Consider the following 18264-nt stretch of genomic DNA (forward strand, 5'->3'; position numbering starts at 1 on the left):
ATGCGACTTATCTATGACGCGGGAAGAAACGTGCGAGGCTGTCATGGCAGAGAAGCATACCGCCGATCCGGTTGAGATCATGCGGGCGACCGGTCATCCTGAGCTGGAATACGCCGCCGGCTGGACCATCGCCGGTCTCGTCACCATCGGCACCATCGTCGCCGCCTGGGTCTTTGCAATCTAGGCAACCGGAAACTGGAGTTCGAAGGCGGCCCCTTCGTCGGTCGGCTTCAGCCTGATCGAGCCGCCATGGCTCGCCATCACCGCGCGCGCGATCGCCAGCCCCATGCCGGTGCCGCCCTGGTCGCGACGGGTGGTGAAGAACGCATCAAAGATCCTGTCGCGGTTCGGCGCCGAGATCGGCTCGCCGTCATTGCTGACCGTCACGAGCACGGTCGTCCGCGCGTCGACCGCCTCCAGCCTGATCGTCCCGGCCTTGTGCCGCACCGCGTTGTCGGCGATGTGTGACAGCACGATCAGCGCCTTCTCCGAGGACATGCCGATCGCCCGGTCGAGGCTGCCGCTGGCCTCGATCGCGCTTGCCGGAAACCGGTTCCTGAGATCGGCGATCACGGGCGCCAGCTCGGTGCGCTCGTTCTGCGGCAGGCTCTCGGCGCGGGCGAGCTCGCGCAGCCGTTGCGCCATCGCCTCCAGCCGCTGGGTGTCGGACAGGATGTTGGCGATGAAGGTCTTCTGCTCGGCCGGCGTCAGGCCCTCGGCCTTGCCTTGAACCGAATCCTGCAGCAGCTCGGCCGCGCCCTTGATCGAGGTCAGCGGCGATTTCAGCTCGTGGGTGAGATGGGCCGAGAAGGTCGCGATATAGTCGGAGCGCCGCGCCAGCTGCTCGGCCATGCCGAGAAAGCTGTGCGAGAGCTGGGCGAACTCGCGCGTGCCATAATGCTTCAGCGGCTGGAACGCCTCGCGGTCGCCGCGGCCGATTCTGGCGGCGCGGTCGATCAGCTCGCGCATCGGCAGCGTGATGGTGCGCGAGAACACGAGGCCAATCGCTATCGTGCCGAGGATGACGGCAAGGCCGGCCAGCACGAACTTGGCCCGCTCCTGGTAGAGATGGTCAAAAATGTTGCTCGGCGTCCGCGTCGTGTAGATCACCCCGGCGACGCGGTTGTTGACGATGACGGGCATCGCCGAGAACACGTGCACGCCGAGGCCGCGGCTGAAGGAATAGATCGGCGGCGGCGGCTTGTCCGGCACGCGGTTGCGTAAAGTCGCGCGGTATTGCCCGTGCAGGGCGTCCGCGACCTCCTCGATATGGGCGAGCGACTGGCCGACCTCCTGCCGCCCGGCAATCACCACGCCTTGGGGATCGAGGATGCGAAAGCCGGCCAACGTCACCTTCTGGGTCTCGCGGATGATCGGCGTCAGCCTGGCGCCGATCTCGACATAGGCTGCTTGCGCCGGCTGGGGCGCGGCCGATGCGTCGGGCCGCCGCCGCAAGAGGTCGTTCGCGGTGAGGTCGAGCGCGGGGCGGATCGGCGTGACCTGGTCGCCGGGATCGGGCAGCACGCCCGGCGGCACCTCGGCGCCGAGCATGAGGCCGCCGTCGAGCCGGGCCGCGACCTCCTGCGCATAGATCGTCGCCAGCACGCGGCTCTGCGCGATCAGCTCGGCCTGGGTCTGGCGGATCAGCTGGTTGTCGTAGAGACGGAAGAAGAACAGGCCGACCAGCGGCAATATTCCGACCGTCGCCAGCACCGTGAAGATCACGAGGGTGAGCGACGGCCGCCATTTGTCGGGCGCTGTGCTCATGCCTCTTTCTCGCAACGGCCGAGCTTGAAGCCGACGCCGTGGATCGTCTCGATCACGTTGTCGCAGGAAAGCGCCGCCAGCTTGGCGCGGATGTTGCGGATATGGCTGTCGATGGTGCGGTCGGAGACCTGGATGTTGAGCTGATAGGCCGCGCGCATCAGCTGCTCGCGGTTGAACACCGATGTCGGCCGGGTGAGGAATGCGCGCAGGATGCCGAACTCGATCGCGGTCAGCTTCAGCGGCGTGCCGGCGAAGGTTGCGACGTGCTGCTCGGGATCGATCAGCAGGCCGCCTTGCGCCAGCGCGGTGGGCCCGGCCTTGGCCTCGCCATTGCGCGGGCTGAGGCGGCGCAGGATGACGTTGACCCGCGCCACCAGCTCGCGCGGGCTGAATGGCTTCGTCACGTAATCGTCGCCGCCGATCTCGAGGCCGAGGATGCGGTCGATCTCCTCATCGCGCGCCGACAGGAACAGGATCGGCACGTCGGAGCCTTTGCGGATCTCGCGGCAGACGTCGAGGCCGTCGAACTCGGGCATGCCGATGTCGAGCACGATGAGGTCGGGCCTGTCGGCGGCAAAGCGGAGAAGCGCCTCCTTGCCGTCGCGCGCCTCGATCACGTCCATGCCGGCCTTCTTCAGGGCGACGCGGATGACCTCGCGGATATGGCCCTCGTCGTCGACGATGAGAATGCGATGCGCCAAGAAACTCTCCGCTCACCCCGCCGGCTGATTGCCGGGCTGCACCTTGACCTGAGCGTCGAGCCGGCGCTGCAGCCGCCAGCTCCGGAAGCCCCAGGCCCGCCAGGCGAGGTCCTGCCGTTGACTTTCTACAAGCCGATCTCGACGTCCCGCAAGACAGTAGTCGCCGCCGCGAAGCGCAATGACCTTGTCGATCGCAGGCAGCGCCTGCGGCCCGAGCGTGAGGAGGTAGTTGGCATCGATCTTCACGCCGTTCCCTCCCATTTCGCTGCTGTGCTTCAGATTATAGTCGGCAATGAATGCATCGAAGTTCACCAGCGAGACACTATAGAGCACGATCGTTAATGCGATCAGGTTGGCGCAGACGAGCCACCGGTTGGACCGGTTGAGCGCGATGCGGGCGACGATCAGGATCAGTCCTAGCGCCACAAGGCCCATCCAGATGAAGGCCGCGATGCGCCAGTAGGTCAGCATGTAGATGCCGACGTAGAGATCGAGCCGCAGAATGGAGGACGCGACCAGCAGCACGTTCTGCCCGACCCAGACATAGACCAGCGGCCGGATCACCGTCGATTTCTCCGCCGGCCCGCCCGGGCGCATTGCCACCAGCACGAAGGCAGCAGCGAGCAGGGCGGTTACGATCAGCGGATAGGCACCGCGATGGGCGTAAGTCGCATAAGTCATGTTGTCGGGCAGCGCCACGTGCCCCCAGAGATAGATGCCGTCGAGAATGGACTGCGCCGCAAACAGCAGGTTGAACAGGATCAGCGAGCGCAGGATGGTGGAGGGGCCGAGAAATTCTGCCGAGACCATGGGCGGCAGCGGCGGTGGCACAGGGCCGTCGACCCCGGTGGTGGTGACCATCGTCTTGCGCCGCCAACGCACATGAATGAAGGGCCAGACCAGGGCCAGCATCATGGTCCAGAACAGAACGCGCCACGTGTTGACATATTCGAGGATGACCTTGGGATTGAGCAGGGACACCCATTGCTCGATCACCGGATTGGCCGCGGCGAACAGTGCGACGAAGACGGTGCCGAGTGCCGCGGGCATCAGCCAGAGCGCGACGCCGCGGGTGAACGCCGACATGTTGAAGACCTGGGGGGCGTCGAGGAAGAACCTGAAGGGGCCAAGCAGGAGAAGATTGCGCAGCGCGCGGGCGCGTTCGGTGAGCTCGGTCGTATCAGGATTGGTCGCAAGCAACAGCGCGATCGTCAGCGACGCGACGAGGATCAGGAAGGACAGCGTGTTGAGCTCCTCCACGGCGGGGACGACGCCGAGCGTGAGGATCGCGCCGCCGATCGCCGCACGCCTGAAGTCCAGGGCCGCATGATTGAACAGCACCGACACGCAGGCGGTCGCGATCGCAAACAGCGTCAGCGACAGCCCGATCCGCTGGCCGTAGAACAGCCAGTCGGCGAGCGCGGCCAGCAGCAGCGCCATTGCAAGCTTGGCCGACAGCGCAGAAGGCCTGATAGGCTGGATGTCCGTCGTCGATGTCGAAGCCAGGCTCGTCATGTCCAGAAAGTCTCCGTGAATGGTGGCATCACGAACTCTGAACGGCGTTTGCGCAGAAGCCGCGGCCATCGTCTGCACGGTTTCAGGAGTCTTTTGCAGTTTTCGTGCAGGCGCGATTTTGGCCCTCGCGCGGCGCGAAGTGCTTTGATAGGTGCGAAGCATCATCGCTTTTCGCAAGTGACGCATCATGCAATTGTTCAACCGCATCGGTCTCATCCTGCTCTGGCTCGCCGCGCCGTTCGTTGCATTTCTGGCCGCGAACAAGAACGATCCGTATCTGCTCGTGTTGCGCGGCGCCGGAAACATCGCTCTTGTCGTCACAAGCATCGCAATCGTCGTTCTCTTGCTGCGCAGAGGCCGCTGGCGCACCTTGGCCGGCAAGGCGCTCGTCGTGCTCTGGTGCTTGCCGCCTGTCTTGATGTCCGCCGCGCATCTGAAGTTCGAGCTGCGCAAGCATGACGTTCTCGGCGCCAGCGCCGTCGAGGCGCGGCAGCTCGGGCCCCACTTCATGGTCGGCTATTCCTCTTTTTCCGAGGTGGCGCGTCTTGCCGGGCAGGGCCTGATCGGCGGCGTCTACGTCACCCGGCACAATATCCGCGGCCGCACCATCGAGGCGCTGCGGGCCGAGATCGCGGCGCTCCAGGATCTCAGACGGGCAGCCGGCCTGCCGCCGCTGGTCGTCGCCGCCGATCAGGAAGGCGGCATCGTCGGGCATCTTGCACCGCCGCTGACGAAGGTGCCGGCGCTGGCGACGCTGACGGGGCTGGCCCCCGACGATCAGCAGGCCAAAGCCGAAGAGTTCGGCCGCATTCACGGCCGCGAGCTCGCGCAAGTCGGCGTCAACCTCAATCTCGCCCCGGTGCTCGACCTCAAGCCGCCGCAACGGCGCAATCGTCTCGATTTCCACACCCTGATCAGCCAGCGCGCGATTGCGACCGATCCCGCCGTCGTCAGCACCATCGCCAGCGCCTATGTGCGCGGGCTGGAAGAGACCGGCGTCGGCGCCACGCTCAAGCATTTTCCCGGCATCGGCCGCGTCCGCGCCGACACGCATCATTTCAGCGCCAATCTCGACACGCCGGTGAAGGAGCTGGAGGCAACCGACTGGCTCCCGTTCCGCGAGGTGCTGTCGCATTCGCGCAGCGCGCTCATGGTCGGCCACGTCACGCTCACCGCCGTCGATCCCGATCGCGCCGCCTCGCATTCGAAGCGCGTCGTCGATGGGATCATTCGCGGGACGTGGGGCTACCAGGGCGTGGTAATGACCGACGACCTCGTGATGGGCGCGATCTACCAGAACGACGTCTGCAAGGCCGTGGTCGAGGCGGTCAATGCCGGCGTCGATCTGTTGCTGGTCGCCTATGATGGCGCGCAGTTCTACGGGGTCTTTGCCTGCGCCCTGCAAGGATCGCGACAGGGCAGGCTCGATGCGGCGATGCTGCATGCGAGCGCGGCGCGCCTGGAGCGCGGCTTTTCGACCGCGCAGGCGCGAGCTGCCTCGCGCACCGTCAGCGTCGCCCGGCGGAACTAGCCTTTTGCGAACTGGCGGTAGTCCGGCTCGCGGTGAAACCAGAATTCGTAGCCGGAGACACCCTTTTGCATGGCAACGTCGTGGATCGGCTGGTTAAGCGGAACGACGGGAACGTCGCGCATGCAGAGCGCGATGAAATCCTTCACGCACCTGTCGTATTCCGCGGTATCGGTGGTGAAGCGCGCCTTGTCGATCAGGGCGTCCATCTCCTTGTTCTTGTAGGAGGAGATGTTGAAGATCGAGTTGTTGCCGTGGAAATTCCAGTAGAAGTAATATTCGGGATAATCGAGCCAGCCGCTGAAGCGGTTGAGCGCGAGAGGCAGTTCCTTCTTGTTCAGCGTCGTGCGCCAGTTCGCGCCGGGAATTTTCTCGATTCCCGCCTTGATGCCGATCTTGGCGAGGCTCTCCTGGATCAGGATCGCGGCCGGCTCGCCGACGGTGGCGGTGCCGGTGTCGAGCGACAGCGTGGTCTCCAGGCCGGATTCGAAGCCTGCTTCCTTCAGCAGAGCCTTGGCCTTGTCGAGATCGGTGACGTAAGGAAATGGCTGCGGCCAGACCGGCTTTGAGACCTCGGCCGCGCCGCCATACATGGGAACGGCGCGCCCGAAGAAGGCGCTGGTTTGGATCTGCTCGTAGGGCATGGCCCAGGCGATGGCCTGGCGCAGCTTGACATTGTCGAACGGCGGCTTGGCGGTGTTCAGCGCGACGTACCAGAGCGCGTTCGGGATCGGCACGCCCGAGACCTTGACCTTGCCCTCCCTGATGATCTGCTCGAAATCGCGCGGCGCAAAGCCGCTGGAGATATCCGCATCGCCACGCTCCAGCATGGCGCGGCGGGTGCCGGCGGAAGGAACGTCGCGTGCGATCACGCGCTTCACCTTCGGCAGCGGCCCGCTCTTCCAGTCGTCGAAGCGCGTCAGCACGGTCTCGCTGCCCGGCTTCCAGCTCTCGATCTTGTAAGCGCCGCCGCCGGCCTCGTTGTTCTTCAGCCAGGCCAGCGCCCACGGGTCTTCTGGCGCCGCGTTCTTCTTGGCGAGCTCGGAATTGATGATGAAGGGCACGACGACGGCGACGTTGAACAGCAGCATCTTGTCCTTGCGGACATAGTCGATGCGGAAAGTGTGGTCGTCGACCACCACGAACTGTTCCGGCTTCTCCAGCGACCCCGCCGACATCTGGAAGGTCGGAAAGCCACCGACCTTCACGGCGCGGTCGAACGACCATTTGACGTCCTTGGCGGTGACAGGCGAACCGTCGTGGAATTTGGCATCCTTGCGAAGCTTGAAGGTGCAGGACATGCCGTCGGCCGCGACCTCCCAGCTCTCGGCGAGCTCGGGCGCGAGCTTCTCGCGGTCATACGACAACGTGCCGTCCGGCAGCGTCTTGGAGGCGTAGGTGAGCAGACGGTCGTAGCAATTCCAGGACAGGCCGTTCACGGTCTGGTTGGAGCCGACGCCCTGCATGTCCAGCGAGTTCGGCCCGAGCTCCTGCACCACCAGCAGCGTCTCGCTGCGCCCCTGCGCCCAGGCGAGGCATGGAGCAAATGCTGCCATACCGGCGACACCGAGGCCTCCGAGCACGACGCTGCGGCGGTTCAAATCGAGGGGTGAAACGCTCAAGGGTACCTCCTGTCCGGAATTGTCCGGCATTGAGAGGCAAGGTGTATGCCACAGGCAGGACGTGCCAAGCCGCCCCGCAAAGGCGCGAGGCGGCTTGGGTTCGACCGGATACGCGCTGCGATCGGCTTAGGTCTGTTCGGCCTGCTCCAGCGCGGCGGGCATTTTCGCCACCGACATCAGCGATCGCGCGACCTGGTTGAGCAGGAGATCGGCATTCTCTTCCTCGGCGAGGGATTTGGAGAGCAGGGCGACGATGGCGCTGTGGCGCAGCTGCTGCGCGAGGTTGCGTGCGGTGGTATAGCCGGCCATCTCGTAATGCTCGACGCGTTGCGCCGCAGAGATCAGCGCGAGGTCGGCGGCCGCATCCTCCTTCTCTTCGCCTTCCTTCATGACCTCCTGGCCTTCCTCGATCAGGCCCATCATGCCCTTGCAGGGCTTGGCGCGAGCGTTCTCGCCGAGCAGCTCGAAGCACTCGTTGATGCGCTCGACCTGATTTTCGGTCTCGGCCAGATGCTGCTCGAACAGTTCACGCAGCTGATCGAATCGGGCGGACTGCGCCATTTTCGGGAGCGCCTTTGTCAGCTGCTTCTCGGCATGGAGGATGTCGCGCAGCTCGTGAAGCAGAAGGTCGGTCAGTCCGGCCTCGTCGACGGGCGGCGAACTCTCCGCGACGATCGACGGGGCAGCGCCGGGATCGGCGGACTGAAGCGCAGGCGATTCCGTGAACACCCAGTCCTCGCCTTCGTTCCAAGGACCGCGGGTGTCGATCTCGCCGTGATCACCGCTGCCGGTGGAATCATTGAAATACTGGTTCACGAGGCCCGGCGTCGGGGCGATCCGGCCGATGCTGAAGGCCGGCTTCGACAGGCTCTCGAGCGCGCGCGCGAACGCCTTCATATGCGTGATCTCGCGCGTCATCAGGAATTGCAGTGCGTCCTTGCTGCCGGCGTCGTCGCAGAAATTGATCAGGCGCTCGTAGACGATCTTGGCACGCGCCTCGGCGGCGATGTTGCTGCGGAGATCGACGTCGAGCTCGCCGGTGATCTTGAGATAGTCGGCGGTCCAGGGATTGCCTTGCGAGTTGAACAGATTGATGCCGCCTCCGCCGGCGATCGCAATCAGCGGATCGGCCTCCGCGGCCTGGCGGTCGTTCCGCGAGGGCGCAAGATGCATCCGGGCGAGGCAACCGACGACCTCGAGATGGCTGAGCTCTTCGGTGCCGATATCCATCAAGAGGTCCTTGCGGTCTGGATCCTCGCAATTCAGTCCCTGAATCGAATATTGCATCGCAGCCGCAAGTTCGCCGTTGGCGCCGCCGAACTGCTCGAGGAGCATATTGCCGAAGCGCGGATCGGGTTCGTCGACGCGCACGGTGAACATCAGCTTCTTGACGTGGTGATACATGGAGGGACTCGCGTGCTGGAGGGAAATATGCGCGACAACGAGGCCTCCAGCCGTTCGTTCCTAAGTCTCTCCGAGATTGCCCGGACGTCTGCCTGGGAGCGCGACGGCTTACGGCGTTACCGCGCTGCGTGCGACGGCGCGAGGAGCCGTCAGTTCCTTCCAGGTCGAATTTGCCACATGCACCGGTGAGAAGGCGGGACGTTCGACGTATCGCCCGTCGCCGGCCCCGGCGCGCAGATCGCCATCCTTCCAGACGATACGGCCGCGCGACAGCGTCGCGGCCGCGCCGCCGGTGCAGGCAAAACCCTCGAACACGTTGTAATCGATCCGGCTCATCTGCCGCTTGGCGCTGATGGTCTTGCTCGCCTTGGGATCCCACACCACGATGTCGGCATCCGAGCCCACGGCGATCGCGCCCTTGCGCGGATAGATGTTGAGGATGCGCGCGATGTTCGCCGAGGTCACCGCGACGAATTCCTCTTTGGTCAGCCGCCCGGTGGCGACGCCCGCGGTCCAGAGCAGCGCCAGGCGATCTTCGAGGCCGCCGGTGCCGTTCGGGATCTTCCTGAAATCGCCGCGCCCGAACCGCTTCTGCTCGGTGGTGAAGGCGCAATGGTCGGTCGCAACCACCTGGAGCGAGCCGGCTTGCAGGCCAGCCCAGAGGCTGTCCTGATGCGATTTGTCGCGGAACGGCGGCGACATCACGCGCTGCGCGGAATGATCCCAGTCCTTGTTCTGATATTCTCTCTCATCCAGCAGCAGATGCTGGATCAGCGGCTCGCCATAGACGCGCTTGCCGACGGCGCGTGCCCGCGCGATCGCCTCATGCGCCTCGCGGCAGCTGGTGTGCACGATATAGACCGGCGTGCCCGTCATATCGGCGATCATGATGGCGCGGTTGGTGGCTTCGCCCTCGACCTCCGGCGGCCGTGAATAGGCGTGGCCCTCGGGGCCGGTGACGCCGCGCGCGATCAGCGCCTCCTGCATCAGGGCGACGACGTGGCCATTCTCCGCATGGACAACAGGCATGGCGCCGAGATGGGCGCAGCGCGCGAACGAATTGTAGAGCTCGTCATCGTTCACCATCAGCGCGCCCTTGTAGGCCATGAAGTGCTTGAAGGTGTTGATGCCGTAGGTTTTGACCACGGTCTCCATCTCGTCGTGGATCTGCTTCGACCATGACGTCACCGCCATGTGGAAGCCGTAGTCGCTGGCCGCCTTCTCGGATTTGTGCCGCCACTCCTGATACGCCGCGAGCATGGATTGGCCGGGATCGGGCAGGCAGAAATCCACCACCATGGTGGTGCCGCCGCTCAGCGCCGCCTTGGTTCCGGATTCGAAATCGTCGGCTGTGACGGTGCCCATGAACGGCATTTCGAGATGGGTGTGCGGATCGATCCCGCCCGGGATGACGTAGGCGCCGCCCGCATCGATGATCTGGCTACCGGTCGGCGCATCGAGCGATGCGTCGATCGCGACGATGGTCTCGCCGTCGATCAGCACGTCCGCGCGGCGCGAATGATCGTGATTGACGACGGTGCCGCCGCGGATGAGAAGGGGCATGAGTGACTCCGAGAGGTGAGGGACCGCTCGAAGGCTAAGTGCACCGCTCACGATGCGACAGGTGAAATTTTAGTCAGCCGCCGCCGCTCCTTTCACGTCGCGCGCGACCAGCCCGTCGATCATCGCGCGCACAAGGCACGCGATCTCCTTGCGCAGCGCCGGCAACGGCACCGCCACCAGCTTCTGCTCCAGCCCGAGCGCCACCATGCCATGCACGGCCGAGAACAGGCTGCGCGCAGTGATGCCGAGTTCCTCTGGGCTGCGCCCGGGAAACAGCGCGGCCAGCGGCTGGTAGATATGACGGAACAGCTGCATCTGGTCGTGCACCGACCAATCCGGCACCAGCTTGCCCGTCTCCATGCGATGCTCGAAGCAGCGCGCGCCAGAGCTGGAGATTTTCGGCGGCGAAATCGCAATAGGCGAGGGCGATGCGGATCAGGGATTCCCGTGGCGATGGCTTGCCCGCACGCGTCGCGAAAGTCAGCGCCTCGTCGAGCCGGAGCAGTGTGCGCGAGCCGACCCGCAGGATCAGCTCGTCGACATCAGCCACGAGATTATAGACCGCGCCATTGGCGCAGCCGATCTCGCGGGCCAAATCGCGGGTTTTCAGGCCCGCCAACCCCCTCTCGGCGATCATCCGCTCGGCCGCCTGGATCAGGGCGACACGCAATTTCTCTCGCCTCTCCAGAGCTTTAGTCATCTTTAACCAAATTCGTGAGCGTCGCTCAAATATGTATTGAACGAAGTTCAAGATTCCTGCTACAAAGCATGTGTGAGCAACGCTCATAGACAGGGAGCAACCAATGTTCAAGACCGTTGTGACCCTCTTCCGCGGCAGCGTCGCCGCCGCGGGCGAGGAACTGGAAGACCGCACCCGCCCTCCTTATCCTGGACCAGCAGATGCGCGACGCGGCCGCAGCCGTCGAGCGCAGCAAGCGCACTCTGGCGCTGGCGATCGCGCAGGACCAGCAGGAAGGCCGCAAGCTCGAGGCCACGAATGCGCGCATCGCCGATCTCGAGACCCGTGCCGTTGCGGCGCTGGATGGCGGCCGCGAGGATCTCGCCAAGGAGGCCGCCGAAGCCATTGCGGCCCTGGAGGCCGATCGCGATGCGGCCATGACGGCGCGCGCGCTGTTCGCGACCGAGATCGCCCGGCTGAAGCGCCACGTCGCCAACGCGCAGGCCCGCATCACCGAGCTCGATCGTGGTCGCCGGATCGCGCGTGCCTCGGACGCGGTGCGCTCGCTTCGCCGCAGCGGCATCGAGGCCGCGCGCCCCTATGAATCGACATTGCCGGAGGCGGAGGGCACGCTGAGGCGTCTGCGCGAGCGGCAGATGGAGGCTCAGGCGGCCGACGATGCCCTGGTCGAGCTCGACGCGGCCACCGGTCCGCTCGCCACCGCCGAAAGACTCGCCGAGCAGGGCTTTGGCCCGCGGCTCAAGACGACCGCAGACGACGTGCTGGCGCGGTTGAAGTCCAAGCGCATGCCGGCGGCCTGATCTCAAGTCTGAACCCGAACGCAATCATCATTCGAATCAACAGGAGACGATCATGAACCAGAACGGCCAGCCCCACAGCGGCGCCTGGGTGAGCTTTACCTACGCGTCCTTCGCAGCGTCCGCCTTCCTCGTCGCCATCGGCATCTTCTTCCTGCCGATCGACCTCTGGATGAAGGGTTATCTCACCATGGGCATCGTGATGATGATCCAGACCTGCGTCACCCTGACCAAGACCGTGCGCGACAATCATGAGAGCAGCCGCCTCGTGAACCGCATCGAGGATGCCAAGGCCGAGCGGCTGCTGATGGAGGTCTCCAAGGCGGCGTGAGGAGCGAACGGCCCCGCCGCAATGTGGGGCGGCGGGGGCCCTGCGGCAGGACGGGCGCATTGTGCTTCGCGTGCAGGTGCGATATGGCTCTCGCGCTTTCCAGAGGCGGAGACGAGCTTTGTCGAAACAATCCCTGCGCGAGGAGGCCGAGCGCCTGATCCGCGAATCGATGGAAAAGAAGACCATCGTGGTCAAGCAGGGCACGACCCGTATCGAGGCCGTCTGCGGCAAGTGCGGAGCGCCGAACCGGGTGCAGGCGGAGAAAGGCCAGACCCGCGTCAAGTTCGCCTGCAAGAACTGCGGGCATAAGCAAGAGACGTTGTAGGCGTCTTCGCCTCACCCCGATTGCCTCCGGCGATGCGCAGCATCGTCCGGCGCGATCCGGGTAGGGGCCCTACGGCCTCGCCCTCACATCACCTGATGCACGTCGATCACAACGCGATCCGCATGGCGCGCCGCTGACGCCACGAAGATGTGCTCCATCAGCCAGCGGTACTTCTCGTGTCCGGTCTCGAATTTCGGCACGGTGCGGAAATAGATCAGCTTCGGATCGACCGGCTCGCCGCGCTTGAGCTTGTGCAGCAGCTCGAGCGGGCCGAAGCGCATACCTCTGTTCTCGACGTAGACGGTCGCACCGTCGTCGGTCTCGAAGGCGTATTTCGCCTCGAGATCGATCAGCTCGTTGGGCCGGATGGTCTGGAAGTCGGCGCCGAACGGGAGCACCTTTCCGATGACAGCGCCCCTCACCTCGCCGCCGATGATCGGAATGATCCGGCGGACGCCGATCCCGGTCTCGCCGGCGGTGACGACGTCGCCGATGCGCGCGGTGATGGTGAAGACGTATTTCGTTTCGAGGATAGGGGCCATCGGTCACTCCAACTTTCATGTTAGAAGGCGCCGCCTTCTTCGCCTCTCCCGCTTGCGGGGAGAGGCCGGAATGCGCGCGTAGCGCGGATTCCGGGTGAGGGGGAGTCTCCGCGAGTCCAACTGCCAGCGTCCCCGCGGAGGCTCCCCCTCACCCCAACCCTCTCCCCGCAAGCGGGGCGAGGGGGCTTACTGCCGTCGCGGCGACTGTCTCGATTCAAAGCATTAATGCGCCATCATCCGCGTCGGCAGCCAGGTCGCCAGCAGCGGGAAGGCGATCAGGATCACCAGCCGCACCAGGTCCGTCGCCACGAACGGGATCACGCCCTTGAAGATCGTCGAGAATGACACGTCCTTCACCACGCTTTTGATGACGAAGACGTTCATGCCGACCGGCGGATGGATCAGGCCGAGCTCGACGGTCATGACGATGATGACGCCGAACCAGATCGGGTCGAAGCCGAGATGCATGATCACCGGGAAGATGATCGGCACGGTGAGGATGATCATCGCCATGGCGTCCATCAGGCAGCCGAGCACGAGATACATCACCATGATCAGGGCCAGCACGCCGTAGGGACCAAGGCCGAGCCCGGTGAGGAATTCCGTCACCTTCTGCGGCGTCTGGGTCACCGTGAGGAAATAGCCGAAGATCAGCGCGCCGATCAGCACCGTGAACACCGCAGCCGCGGTGCGCGTGGCCTGCAGCAGCGAGGCCAGCACCTTCTCGCGGTCGAGCCGGCCGGTCAGCACGCCGATGATGAAGGCGCCGGTCGCACCGACGCCGCCGGCCTCGGTCGGCGTGAAGCGCGGCAGGAAGGGCAAGCCGTAGAGGCCGCCGATGACGAAGATGAACAGCAGCACCGGTGCCCAGATCTCCTTCAGCCCGGCAAAGCGCTCGCGCCACGGCGTCACCTTGCCTTTCGGCAGGAAGTCTGGGCGGAAATAGCCGATCAGGAAGATCGTGATCATGTACATGGTCATCGCGAGCAGGCCCGGGATGATGCCGGCGATGAACAGCTTGCCGATATCCTGCTCGGTGATGATGCCGTAGACCGCGAGCACGGTGGAGGGCGGCAGCATCGCCCCCAGCGTGCCGCCGGCCGCGATCACGCCGGTGGCGAAGGACTGCGGATAGCCGAACCGGCGCATTTCGGGATAGGCGACGGCGGAGAAGGTCGCGGCGGTCGCCACCGACGAGCCGCAGATCGCGGCAAAGCCGCCGCAGGCCCCGACGGTGGCAATGCCGAGCCCGCCGCGCAGATGGCCGACGAAACCGTTGGCGGCGCGGAACAGCTCGCGGCTCATGCCGGAATGGGACACGAACGAGCCCATCAGCAGGAACATCGGGATGACGCCGAACGTGTAGTCGGTGACCGTGCGCATCGAGGTCTGGCCGACCAGCTTCAGCGCTGCCGTCCCGTTGACGAGATAGGCGAATCCGGACACGCCGACGAGGCCCATGGCCATGCCGACCGGCACGCGCAGCAGCATCAGGACGAAGAGGGAAATGAAGCCGATTACGGCGACGGCATCGGTGCTCATGGTTACTCCGTCGCCTTGATCTTGGGGTCGTGCATCTCTTCGGGATGGAAGATCAGCCGGTAGGTGCGGATCGCGATCAGCAGCACGGCACAGACGTCGCCGATCCAGGCGACCGCGAAGAACGGCCAGGTCGGCATGTGCAGGTCGAAGGTCTGGACGTTGTCGTTGTAGGTGCCGCGCACCTTGTCGAACAGCGTCCAGGTCTGCACGGTGACGACGAACAGCAGCACCAGCGTCGCGAACACGTCGATCCAGCGCTGATGGCGTGGCCCGACATTGCCCCAGACGAGGTCGACCGTGATGTGGGTGCCGCGATAGGAAGTCGCGGCGATGCCCCAGAAGATGAGGATGCCGAGCAGCATGCGGCCGATGTCGAAGCTGTCGGGGATCGAATAGTTCAGCGTGTTGCGCAAGAGCACCGACAGGAAGATGTCGAGCGCGACGATGCCGACAAAGCCGGCCGCGATCCATTCGATCGAGTCGATCACGCGATCCATCCAGGAGCGCCTTGCGGGGTGTGTTCCGTCGTGTGCTGTCATTGCTTGATCTCGACTCCAGCGGCGGCTCTTCGCCTCTCCCCGCGCGCGGGGAGAGGCCGCATCGCATCGGAGATGTGATGCGGGTGAGGGGGACTTTCCGCGAGTCCATCTCTCACTGTTTTTGCGGAGGCAGCCCCTCACCCCGACCCTCTCCCCGTAAGAACGGGGCGAGGGGGAAGAGAAAGTCGCCGCGCCGGCGCCGCTTCACTCCGCCAGCGCGTTGTACTTCTTCAGCGAGGCCTTGAGCTCCGCGAGCGTCGCATCGGGATCGGCGCCGGCCTTCTTGGCGCCGTCGCCCCAGGTCTTGACCAGCGGTTCGGCGGCCTTCTTCCAGGCCGCGATCTGCTCGGGCGTCAGCTTGTAGACCTCATGGTTGGATTCCGCCTTCACCTTGTCGATGCCGGCGTCCTCGAACTTGCCCCAGTGCTCGCCGACCGCGCCCGCCGTCTCGACCGTGCAGTTCTTGTCAATCGCGGCTTTCTGCTTGTCGGACATCGCATTGTACTTGTCCTTGTTGATCACGAACACGAAGGTCGTGGTGTAGAGCGGCGCCTCCATGTCGTACTTGGTCACCTTGTCGATGCCGAACAGCACCAGGGAGCCCCACGGGAAGGTGACGCCGTCGGCGACGCCGCGCTCGATGATGTCGCGCACTTCCGGAGCCGAGGACTGCACGTTGGTGCCGCCGAGCGAGGTGACGAAATTCGCCATGGTGGCGTGGGCCGGGCGGATCTTCAGGCCCTTGACGTCCTCGGGGTTGACGATCTTCTTGGTGCGGGAATGGAACGAGGAGGGCGAGTGGACGAAGGCGAGGCAATATTTGACGTCCTTCATCTCCTTCTCGGCAAATTTGCGGTACCAGGCGTCGAGCCCCATCGAGCCGCCCTTGGCGTCCGAGATCAGGAACGGCAATTCCCCGGCGCCGATGATCGGGAAGCGGCCGGGCTGGTAGCCGGGATTGACATAGGTGACGTCGGCGATGCCGTCGCGCGCCATGTCGTAATGGTCGAAGGCCTTGCCGAGCTGCTGGGCCGGGAACACCTTGCCCTTGATGGTGCCGCCGGAATCCTTCTCGACGGCGGCGGCCCAGTCTTCCAGCGATTTCTGCAGGGGATGCGAGGCCGGCACCCAATGCGAGATCTTCAGGTCGAAGGTCTTGTCCTGCGCGAGCGCTGGGCTCACGCTTGCTGCCAGCAGCAAGGCCAGACAGGCTTTCCTCATCACGCGTCTCTCCCTTTTGCGACGGCGGGCTTCGCTGGCCCCGTCTCGTTAATTAACATGTTATCTAATTGGCCGGCGCGTTCAAGCCGGAACTGAGGCGCGCGGTGTCGCGCCATCTACGTCAGCCATGTTGCATGGACTTGTCGCTGCTCGGGCGACGACCGCTCTCCCCTTTGCGCAAACGTTATATGGTATAATTATCGTCTGCGAGCCCGTGCGACAAGCAGGCCCCGGACCCAGAGCCTACAGGATCGGGCAGAGCAAGTATTGCGGGCAAAGGTCGCAATCAGCGGAGCCGGGCCGGCCGAATTGCTGCTTGGGCAACTGTCATGCCCCGCGAAGGCGGGGCATCCAGTACGCCGCGGCCTTTCGATTTCAATCACTGCCGTCTCTGGAATACTGGATCACCCGCCCCGGTGCGCCATTGCGCACAAGGCGGTGATGACAGTCTTGGTGAGGCGACGGCGGAGCTCGTTTCAAACACCTGCACAAATTCCGTTTAAAGCTTTGTAGGTGATGCATTCGCCGCTTCATTCGCTTCCAATGCGGCCAAAGCAATGAAGCGAGATTGCCATGACCTTCACCGACATCCCCGCCGGCTACGAGCCGCATTTCCGCAAAGCGCCGCTGACCGATCCCTGGGAGCCGCTCTATTCGAAGAAGACCGACAAGGGCGTCACCGTCGGACTCCGCCTGGCGACGCCGCACACCAACGCCCGCGGGCTGATCCACGGCGGGCTGATCGCAGCGCTCGCTGACGCTGCCATGGGTTACAGCTGCGCCCAGGCGACGGGCTGGACGACGTCGTTCGTCACCATCTCGCTGTCGGTCGACTATGTCGGCGCCGCCGAGATCGGCCAGTGGCTCGCGGTCGAGGGCGAGGCGATCAAGACCGGGAACACGATCTGCTTCGCGCAGTGCCTGGTGAAGGCGGACGACGCCGTGATCGCGCGGGCCAGCGGCACGTTCCGGGTGGTGCCGAAGAAGGGATGATGCTCGTGAGGTCGCCGCGATGTCGCCCCTTGCCCCGTCATTGCGAGCGTAGCGAAGCAATCCAGACTGCCACTGCGGAAAGACTCTGGATTGCTTCGCGGAGCCTGTCATCGGGCCGCGCTACGCGCGGACCCGTTGGCTCGCATTGACGATGTGGAGATAGCGGGGCGGGACACGCACTTACCCAAACCGCCACTCCGCCGTCTCCACCACGAGATCGATGAACGCGCGCACCTTGGCCGAGAGCAGACGCGAGGTCGGATAGACGATGTGGATCGGCAGCGCCGGCTGCTCGAATTTCGCCAGCACGATCTTCAGGCGTCCGCGCTTCAGGCCCTCGGCGGCCTGATAGGCCAGCACCCGCGTCACGCCGCCGCCGGCCTCGGCATATTGCAGGGCGGCGTCGGCGCTGTTGCTGATGAAGCGAGGGGACAGCGGCAGCCCGATATCGCGGCCGTCGCGCAGGAAGCGCCATTCGGACCAGGGGCCGAACTGGATGGTCTGGTGCGTGGCGAGCGCTTCCGGCGTCTTCGGCTCACCATGCCGCTTCAAATAGCCGGGCGCAGCCACCACGATCCGCCGCATCTCGCCGACCTGGCGTGCCACCAGCGAGGAATCGGCGAGATGGCCGATCCGCACTGCTGCATCGACGGCGTCCTCCACGAGGTTGACGAGGTGGTCCGACAGCCGGAGCTCGGCCGTGACCTCGGGATAGCGCTTGAGATAGGCGGTCATGACCGGCCCGACATGCAGCCGGCCGAAGCCGACCGGCGCCGACACGACGAGGCGCCCGCTCGGTCGGTTGCGCTCCTCCCGCGCCGAGCCGTCAGCCTCCTCGACATCGGCGAGGATGCGCCGAGCTCGCTCCAGATAGCGCGTGCCGACGTCGGTCAGCGTCACCTGCCGGGTGGTCCGCTGCAGCAGCCGCGCGCCGAGATGCTCCTCCAGCGCCGCGATCAGCCGCGTCACCGCCGATGGCGACAGCCGCAGCTTTCGCGCGGCCGGCGCAAAGCCGCTGAGATCAGCGACCGTGACGAAGACGTGCATGGCTTCCAGGCGGTCCATGGGACATTATTGCATATATCGCAATGATGAAGTGTCAAGGTGCTCGATTGTTTTAGGCGCCGAAAGGTCCAGATTAGGCGCGAAAGACGCAAGCATGCGCCGGAATTTC

General features: G+C 64.9%; 16 protein-coding genes and 2 pseudogenes. 6 read left to right on the forward strand and 12 right to left on the reverse strand.

Going from position 1 to position 18264, the window contains the following annotated elements; genetic code table 11:
* Positions 1-43 precede the first annotated feature (43 nt).
* Complete coding sequence (locus AB7M16_RS25925; protein ID WP_165935896.1) at positions 44-184, forward strand: hypothetical protein; 141 nt, start codon at positions 44-46, stop codon at positions 182-184.
* Here the strand turns inward: AB7M16_RS25925 and AB7M16_RS25930 are convergent.
* From AB7M16_RS25930 to AB7M16_RS25940, 3 genes are read right to left on the reverse strand one after another with little or no spacing between them, the layout of a single operon-like run.
* The gene (locus tag AB7M16_RS25930) at positions 181-1767 is read right to left on the reverse strand and encodes an ATP-binding protein (RefSeq protein ID WP_453945464.1); all 1587 of its coding nucleotides are present in this window, start codon (positions 1765-1767) and stop codon (positions 181-183) included. The two genes, AB7M16_RS25925 and AB7M16_RS25930, sit on opposite strands and share 4 nt — an antisense overlap.
* Entirely contained in the window at positions 1764-2468 is a 705-nt protein-coding gene (locus AB7M16_RS25935; RefSeq protein WP_172784975.1) for a response regulator transcription factor, read from the reverse strand. The genes AB7M16_RS25930 and AB7M16_RS25935 overlap by 4 nt, the downstream gene beginning before the upstream one ends.
* Before the next feature lie 12 nt (positions 2469-2480).
* The gene (locus tag AB7M16_RS25940; protein ID WP_212254119.1) at positions 2481-3983 is read right to left on the reverse strand and encodes a DUF4153 domain-containing protein; all 1503 of its coding nucleotides are present in this window, start codon (positions 3981-3983) and stop codon (positions 2481-2483) included.
* 187 nt (positions 3984-4170) lie between these two features.
* Between AB7M16_RS25940 and AB7M16_RS25945 the strand changes: the two genes are divergently transcribed.
* Entirely contained in the window at positions 4171-5514 is a 1344-nt protein-coding gene (locus AB7M16_RS25945) for a glycoside hydrolase family 3 N-terminal domain-containing protein (protein ID WP_453945465.1), read from the forward strand.
* Here AB7M16_RS25945 and AB7M16_RS25950 read toward each other — a convergent pair.
* The 4 genes and pseudogenes from AB7M16_RS25950 to AB7M16_RS25965 all read right to left on the reverse strand — a co-directional run bounded on the left by AB7M16_RS25950 (position 5511) and on the right by AB7M16_RS25965 (position 10800).
* Positions 5511-7133 carry an ABC transporter substrate-binding protein gene (locus AB7M16_RS25950; RefSeq protein WP_453945466.1) on the reverse strand — a complete coding sequence of 541 codons (1623 nt, stop codon included), beginning with the start codon at positions 7131-7133 and terminating at the stop codon, positions 5511-5513. The two genes, AB7M16_RS25945 and AB7M16_RS25950, sit on opposite strands and share 4 nt — an antisense overlap.
* A 126-nt stretch (positions 7134-7259) precedes the next feature.
* The gene (locus AB7M16_RS25955; protein WP_453945467.1) at positions 7260-8537 is read right to left on the reverse strand and encodes a DUF892 family protein; all 1278 of its coding nucleotides are present in this window, start codon (positions 8535-8537) and stop codon (positions 7260-7262) included.
* A gap of 108 nt (positions 8538-8645) precedes the next feature.
* Positions 8646-10100: a dihydropyrimidinase gene (hydA, locus tag AB7M16_RS25960; protein WP_453945468.1), complete on the reverse strand. Its 1455-nt coding sequence runs from the start codon at positions 10098-10100 to the stop codon at positions 8646-8648.
* A gap of 69 nt (positions 10101-10169) precedes the next feature.
* A pseudogene (locus AB7M16_RS25965) lies at positions 10170-10800 on the reverse strand (TetR/AcrR family transcriptional regulator).
* A 103-nt stretch (positions 10801-10903) separates the two neighbouring features.
* Between AB7M16_RS25965 and AB7M16_RS25970 the strand changes: the two are divergent.
* The 3 genes and pseudogenes from AB7M16_RS25970 (at position 10904) to AB7M16_RS25980 (ending at position 12253) form a co-directional block, all read left to right on the forward strand.
* Positions 10904-11600, forward strand: a pseudogene (locus tag AB7M16_RS25970) (PspA/IM30 family protein).
* Between the two features lie 52 nt (positions 11601-11652).
* Entirely contained in the window at positions 11653-11928 is a 276-nt protein-coding gene (locus tag AB7M16_RS25975; protein ID WP_035997898.1) for a YiaA/YiaB family inner membrane protein, read from the forward strand.
* A gap of 118 nt (positions 11929-12046) precedes the next feature.
* Positions 12047-12253 carry a hypothetical protein gene (locus AB7M16_RS25980; RefSeq protein ID WP_025033895.1) on the forward strand — a complete coding sequence of 69 codons (207 nt, stop codon included), beginning with the start codon at positions 12047-12049 and terminating at the stop codon, positions 12251-12253.
* An 83-nt stretch (positions 12254-12336) separates the two neighbouring features.
* Here AB7M16_RS25980 and AB7M16_RS25985 read toward each other — a convergent pair whose 3' ends face one another.
* The 4 genes from AB7M16_RS25985 to AB7M16_RS26000 form a co-directional block, all read right to left on the reverse strand.
* Positions 12337-12795, reverse strand: coding sequence for a DUF3237 domain-containing protein (locus AB7M16_RS25985; RefSeq protein ID WP_453945469.1), 459 nt, complete (start codon positions 12793-12795; stop codon positions 12337-12339).
* 222 nt (positions 12796-13017) lie between these two features.
* Positions 13018-14337, reverse strand: a complete 1320-nt coding sequence (locus AB7M16_RS25990; RefSeq protein ID WP_260374247.1) for a TRAP transporter large permease — start codon at positions 14335-14337, stop codon at positions 13018-13020.
* A gap of 2 nt (positions 14338-14339) precedes the next feature.
* Positions 14340-14876, reverse strand: coding sequence for a TRAP transporter small permease (locus AB7M16_RS25995; RefSeq protein WP_210268232.1), 537 nt, complete (start codon positions 14874-14876; stop codon positions 14340-14342).
* Positions 14877-15080: 204 nt separating this feature from the next.
* Positions 15081-16097: a TRAP transporter substrate-binding protein gene (locus AB7M16_RS26000; protein WP_172785227.1), complete on the reverse strand. Its 1017-nt coding sequence runs from the start codon at positions 16095-16097 to the stop codon at positions 15081-15083.
* A gap of 573 nt (positions 16098-16670) precedes the next feature.
* Here AB7M16_RS26000 and AB7M16_RS26005 point away from each other — a divergent pair.
* Positions 16671-17090: a PaaI family thioesterase gene (locus AB7M16_RS26005; RefSeq protein ID WP_212254129.1), complete on the forward strand. Its 420-nt coding sequence runs from the start codon at positions 16671-16673 to the stop codon at positions 17088-17090.
* Between the two features lie 180 nt (positions 17091-17270).
* On the opposite strand, the gene AB7M16_RS26010 is transcribed toward AB7M16_RS26005, so the two are convergent.
* The gene (locus AB7M16_RS26010) at positions 17271-18155 is read right to left on the reverse strand and encodes a LysR family transcriptional regulator (RefSeq protein ID WP_453945470.1); all 885 of its coding nucleotides are present in this window, start codon (positions 18153-18155) and stop codon (positions 17271-17273) included.
* Between the last annotated feature and the right edge of the window lie 109 nt (positions 18156-18264).

It is taken from the genome of Bradyrhizobium sp. USDA 372 (genome assembly GCF_053629095.1).

What these genes read in the sequence shown, in the direction of transcription:
- AB7M16_RS25925 (WP_165935896.1), top strand. Translation starts at nt 44, where the DNA reads ATGGCAGAGAAGCATACCGCCGATCCGGTTGAGATCATGCGGGCGACC.
- AB7M16_RS26000 (WP_172785227.1), bottom strand. Translation starts at nt 16,097, where the DNA reads ATGAGGAAAGCCTGTCTGGCCTTGCTGCTGGCAGCAAGCGTGAGCCCA.
- AB7M16_RS26005 (WP_212254129.1), top strand. Translation starts at nt 16,671, where the DNA reads ATGACCTTCACCGACATCCCCGCCGGCTACGAGCCGCATTTCCGCAAA.
- AB7M16_RS25930 (WP_453945464.1), bottom strand. Translation starts at nt 1,767, where the DNA reads ATGAGCACAGCGCCCGACAAATGGCGGCCGTCGCTCACCCTCGTGATC.
- AB7M16_RS25990 (WP_260374247.1), bottom strand. Translation starts at nt 14,337, where the DNA reads ATGAGCACCGATGCCGTCGCCGTAATCGGCTTCATTTCCCTCTTCGTC.
- hydA (WP_453945468.1), bottom strand. Translation starts at nt 10,100, where the DNA reads ATGCCCCTTCTCATCCGCGGCGGCACCGTCGTCAATCACGATCATTCG.
- AB7M16_RS25985 (WP_453945469.1), bottom strand. Translation starts at nt 12,795, where the DNA reads ATGGCCCCTATCCTCGAAACGAAATACGTCTTCACCATCACCGCGCGC.
- AB7M16_RS25945 (WP_453945465.1), top strand. Translation starts at nt 4,171, where the DNA reads ATGCAATTGTTCAACCGCATCGGTCTCATCCTGCTCTGGCTCGCCGCG.
- AB7M16_RS25940 (WP_212254119.1), bottom strand. Translation starts at nt 3,983, where the DNA reads ATGACGAGCCTGGCTTCGACATCGACGACGGACATCCAGCCTATCAGG.
- AB7M16_RS25975 (WP_035997898.1), top strand. Translation starts at nt 11,653, where the DNA reads ATGAACCAGAACGGCCAGCCCCACAGCGGCGCCTGGGTGAGCTTTACC.
- AB7M16_RS26010 (WP_453945470.1), bottom strand. Translation starts at nt 18,155, where the DNA reads ATGGACCGCCTGGAAGCCATGCACGTCTTCGTCACGGTCGCTGATCTC.
- AB7M16_RS25995 (WP_210268232.1), bottom strand. Translation starts at nt 14,876, where the DNA reads ATGACAGCACACGACGGAACACACCCCGCAAGGCGCTCCTGGATGGAT.
- AB7M16_RS25955 (WP_453945467.1), bottom strand. Translation starts at nt 8,537, where the DNA reads ATGTATCACCACGTCAAGAAGCTGATGTTCACCGTGCGCGTCGACGAA.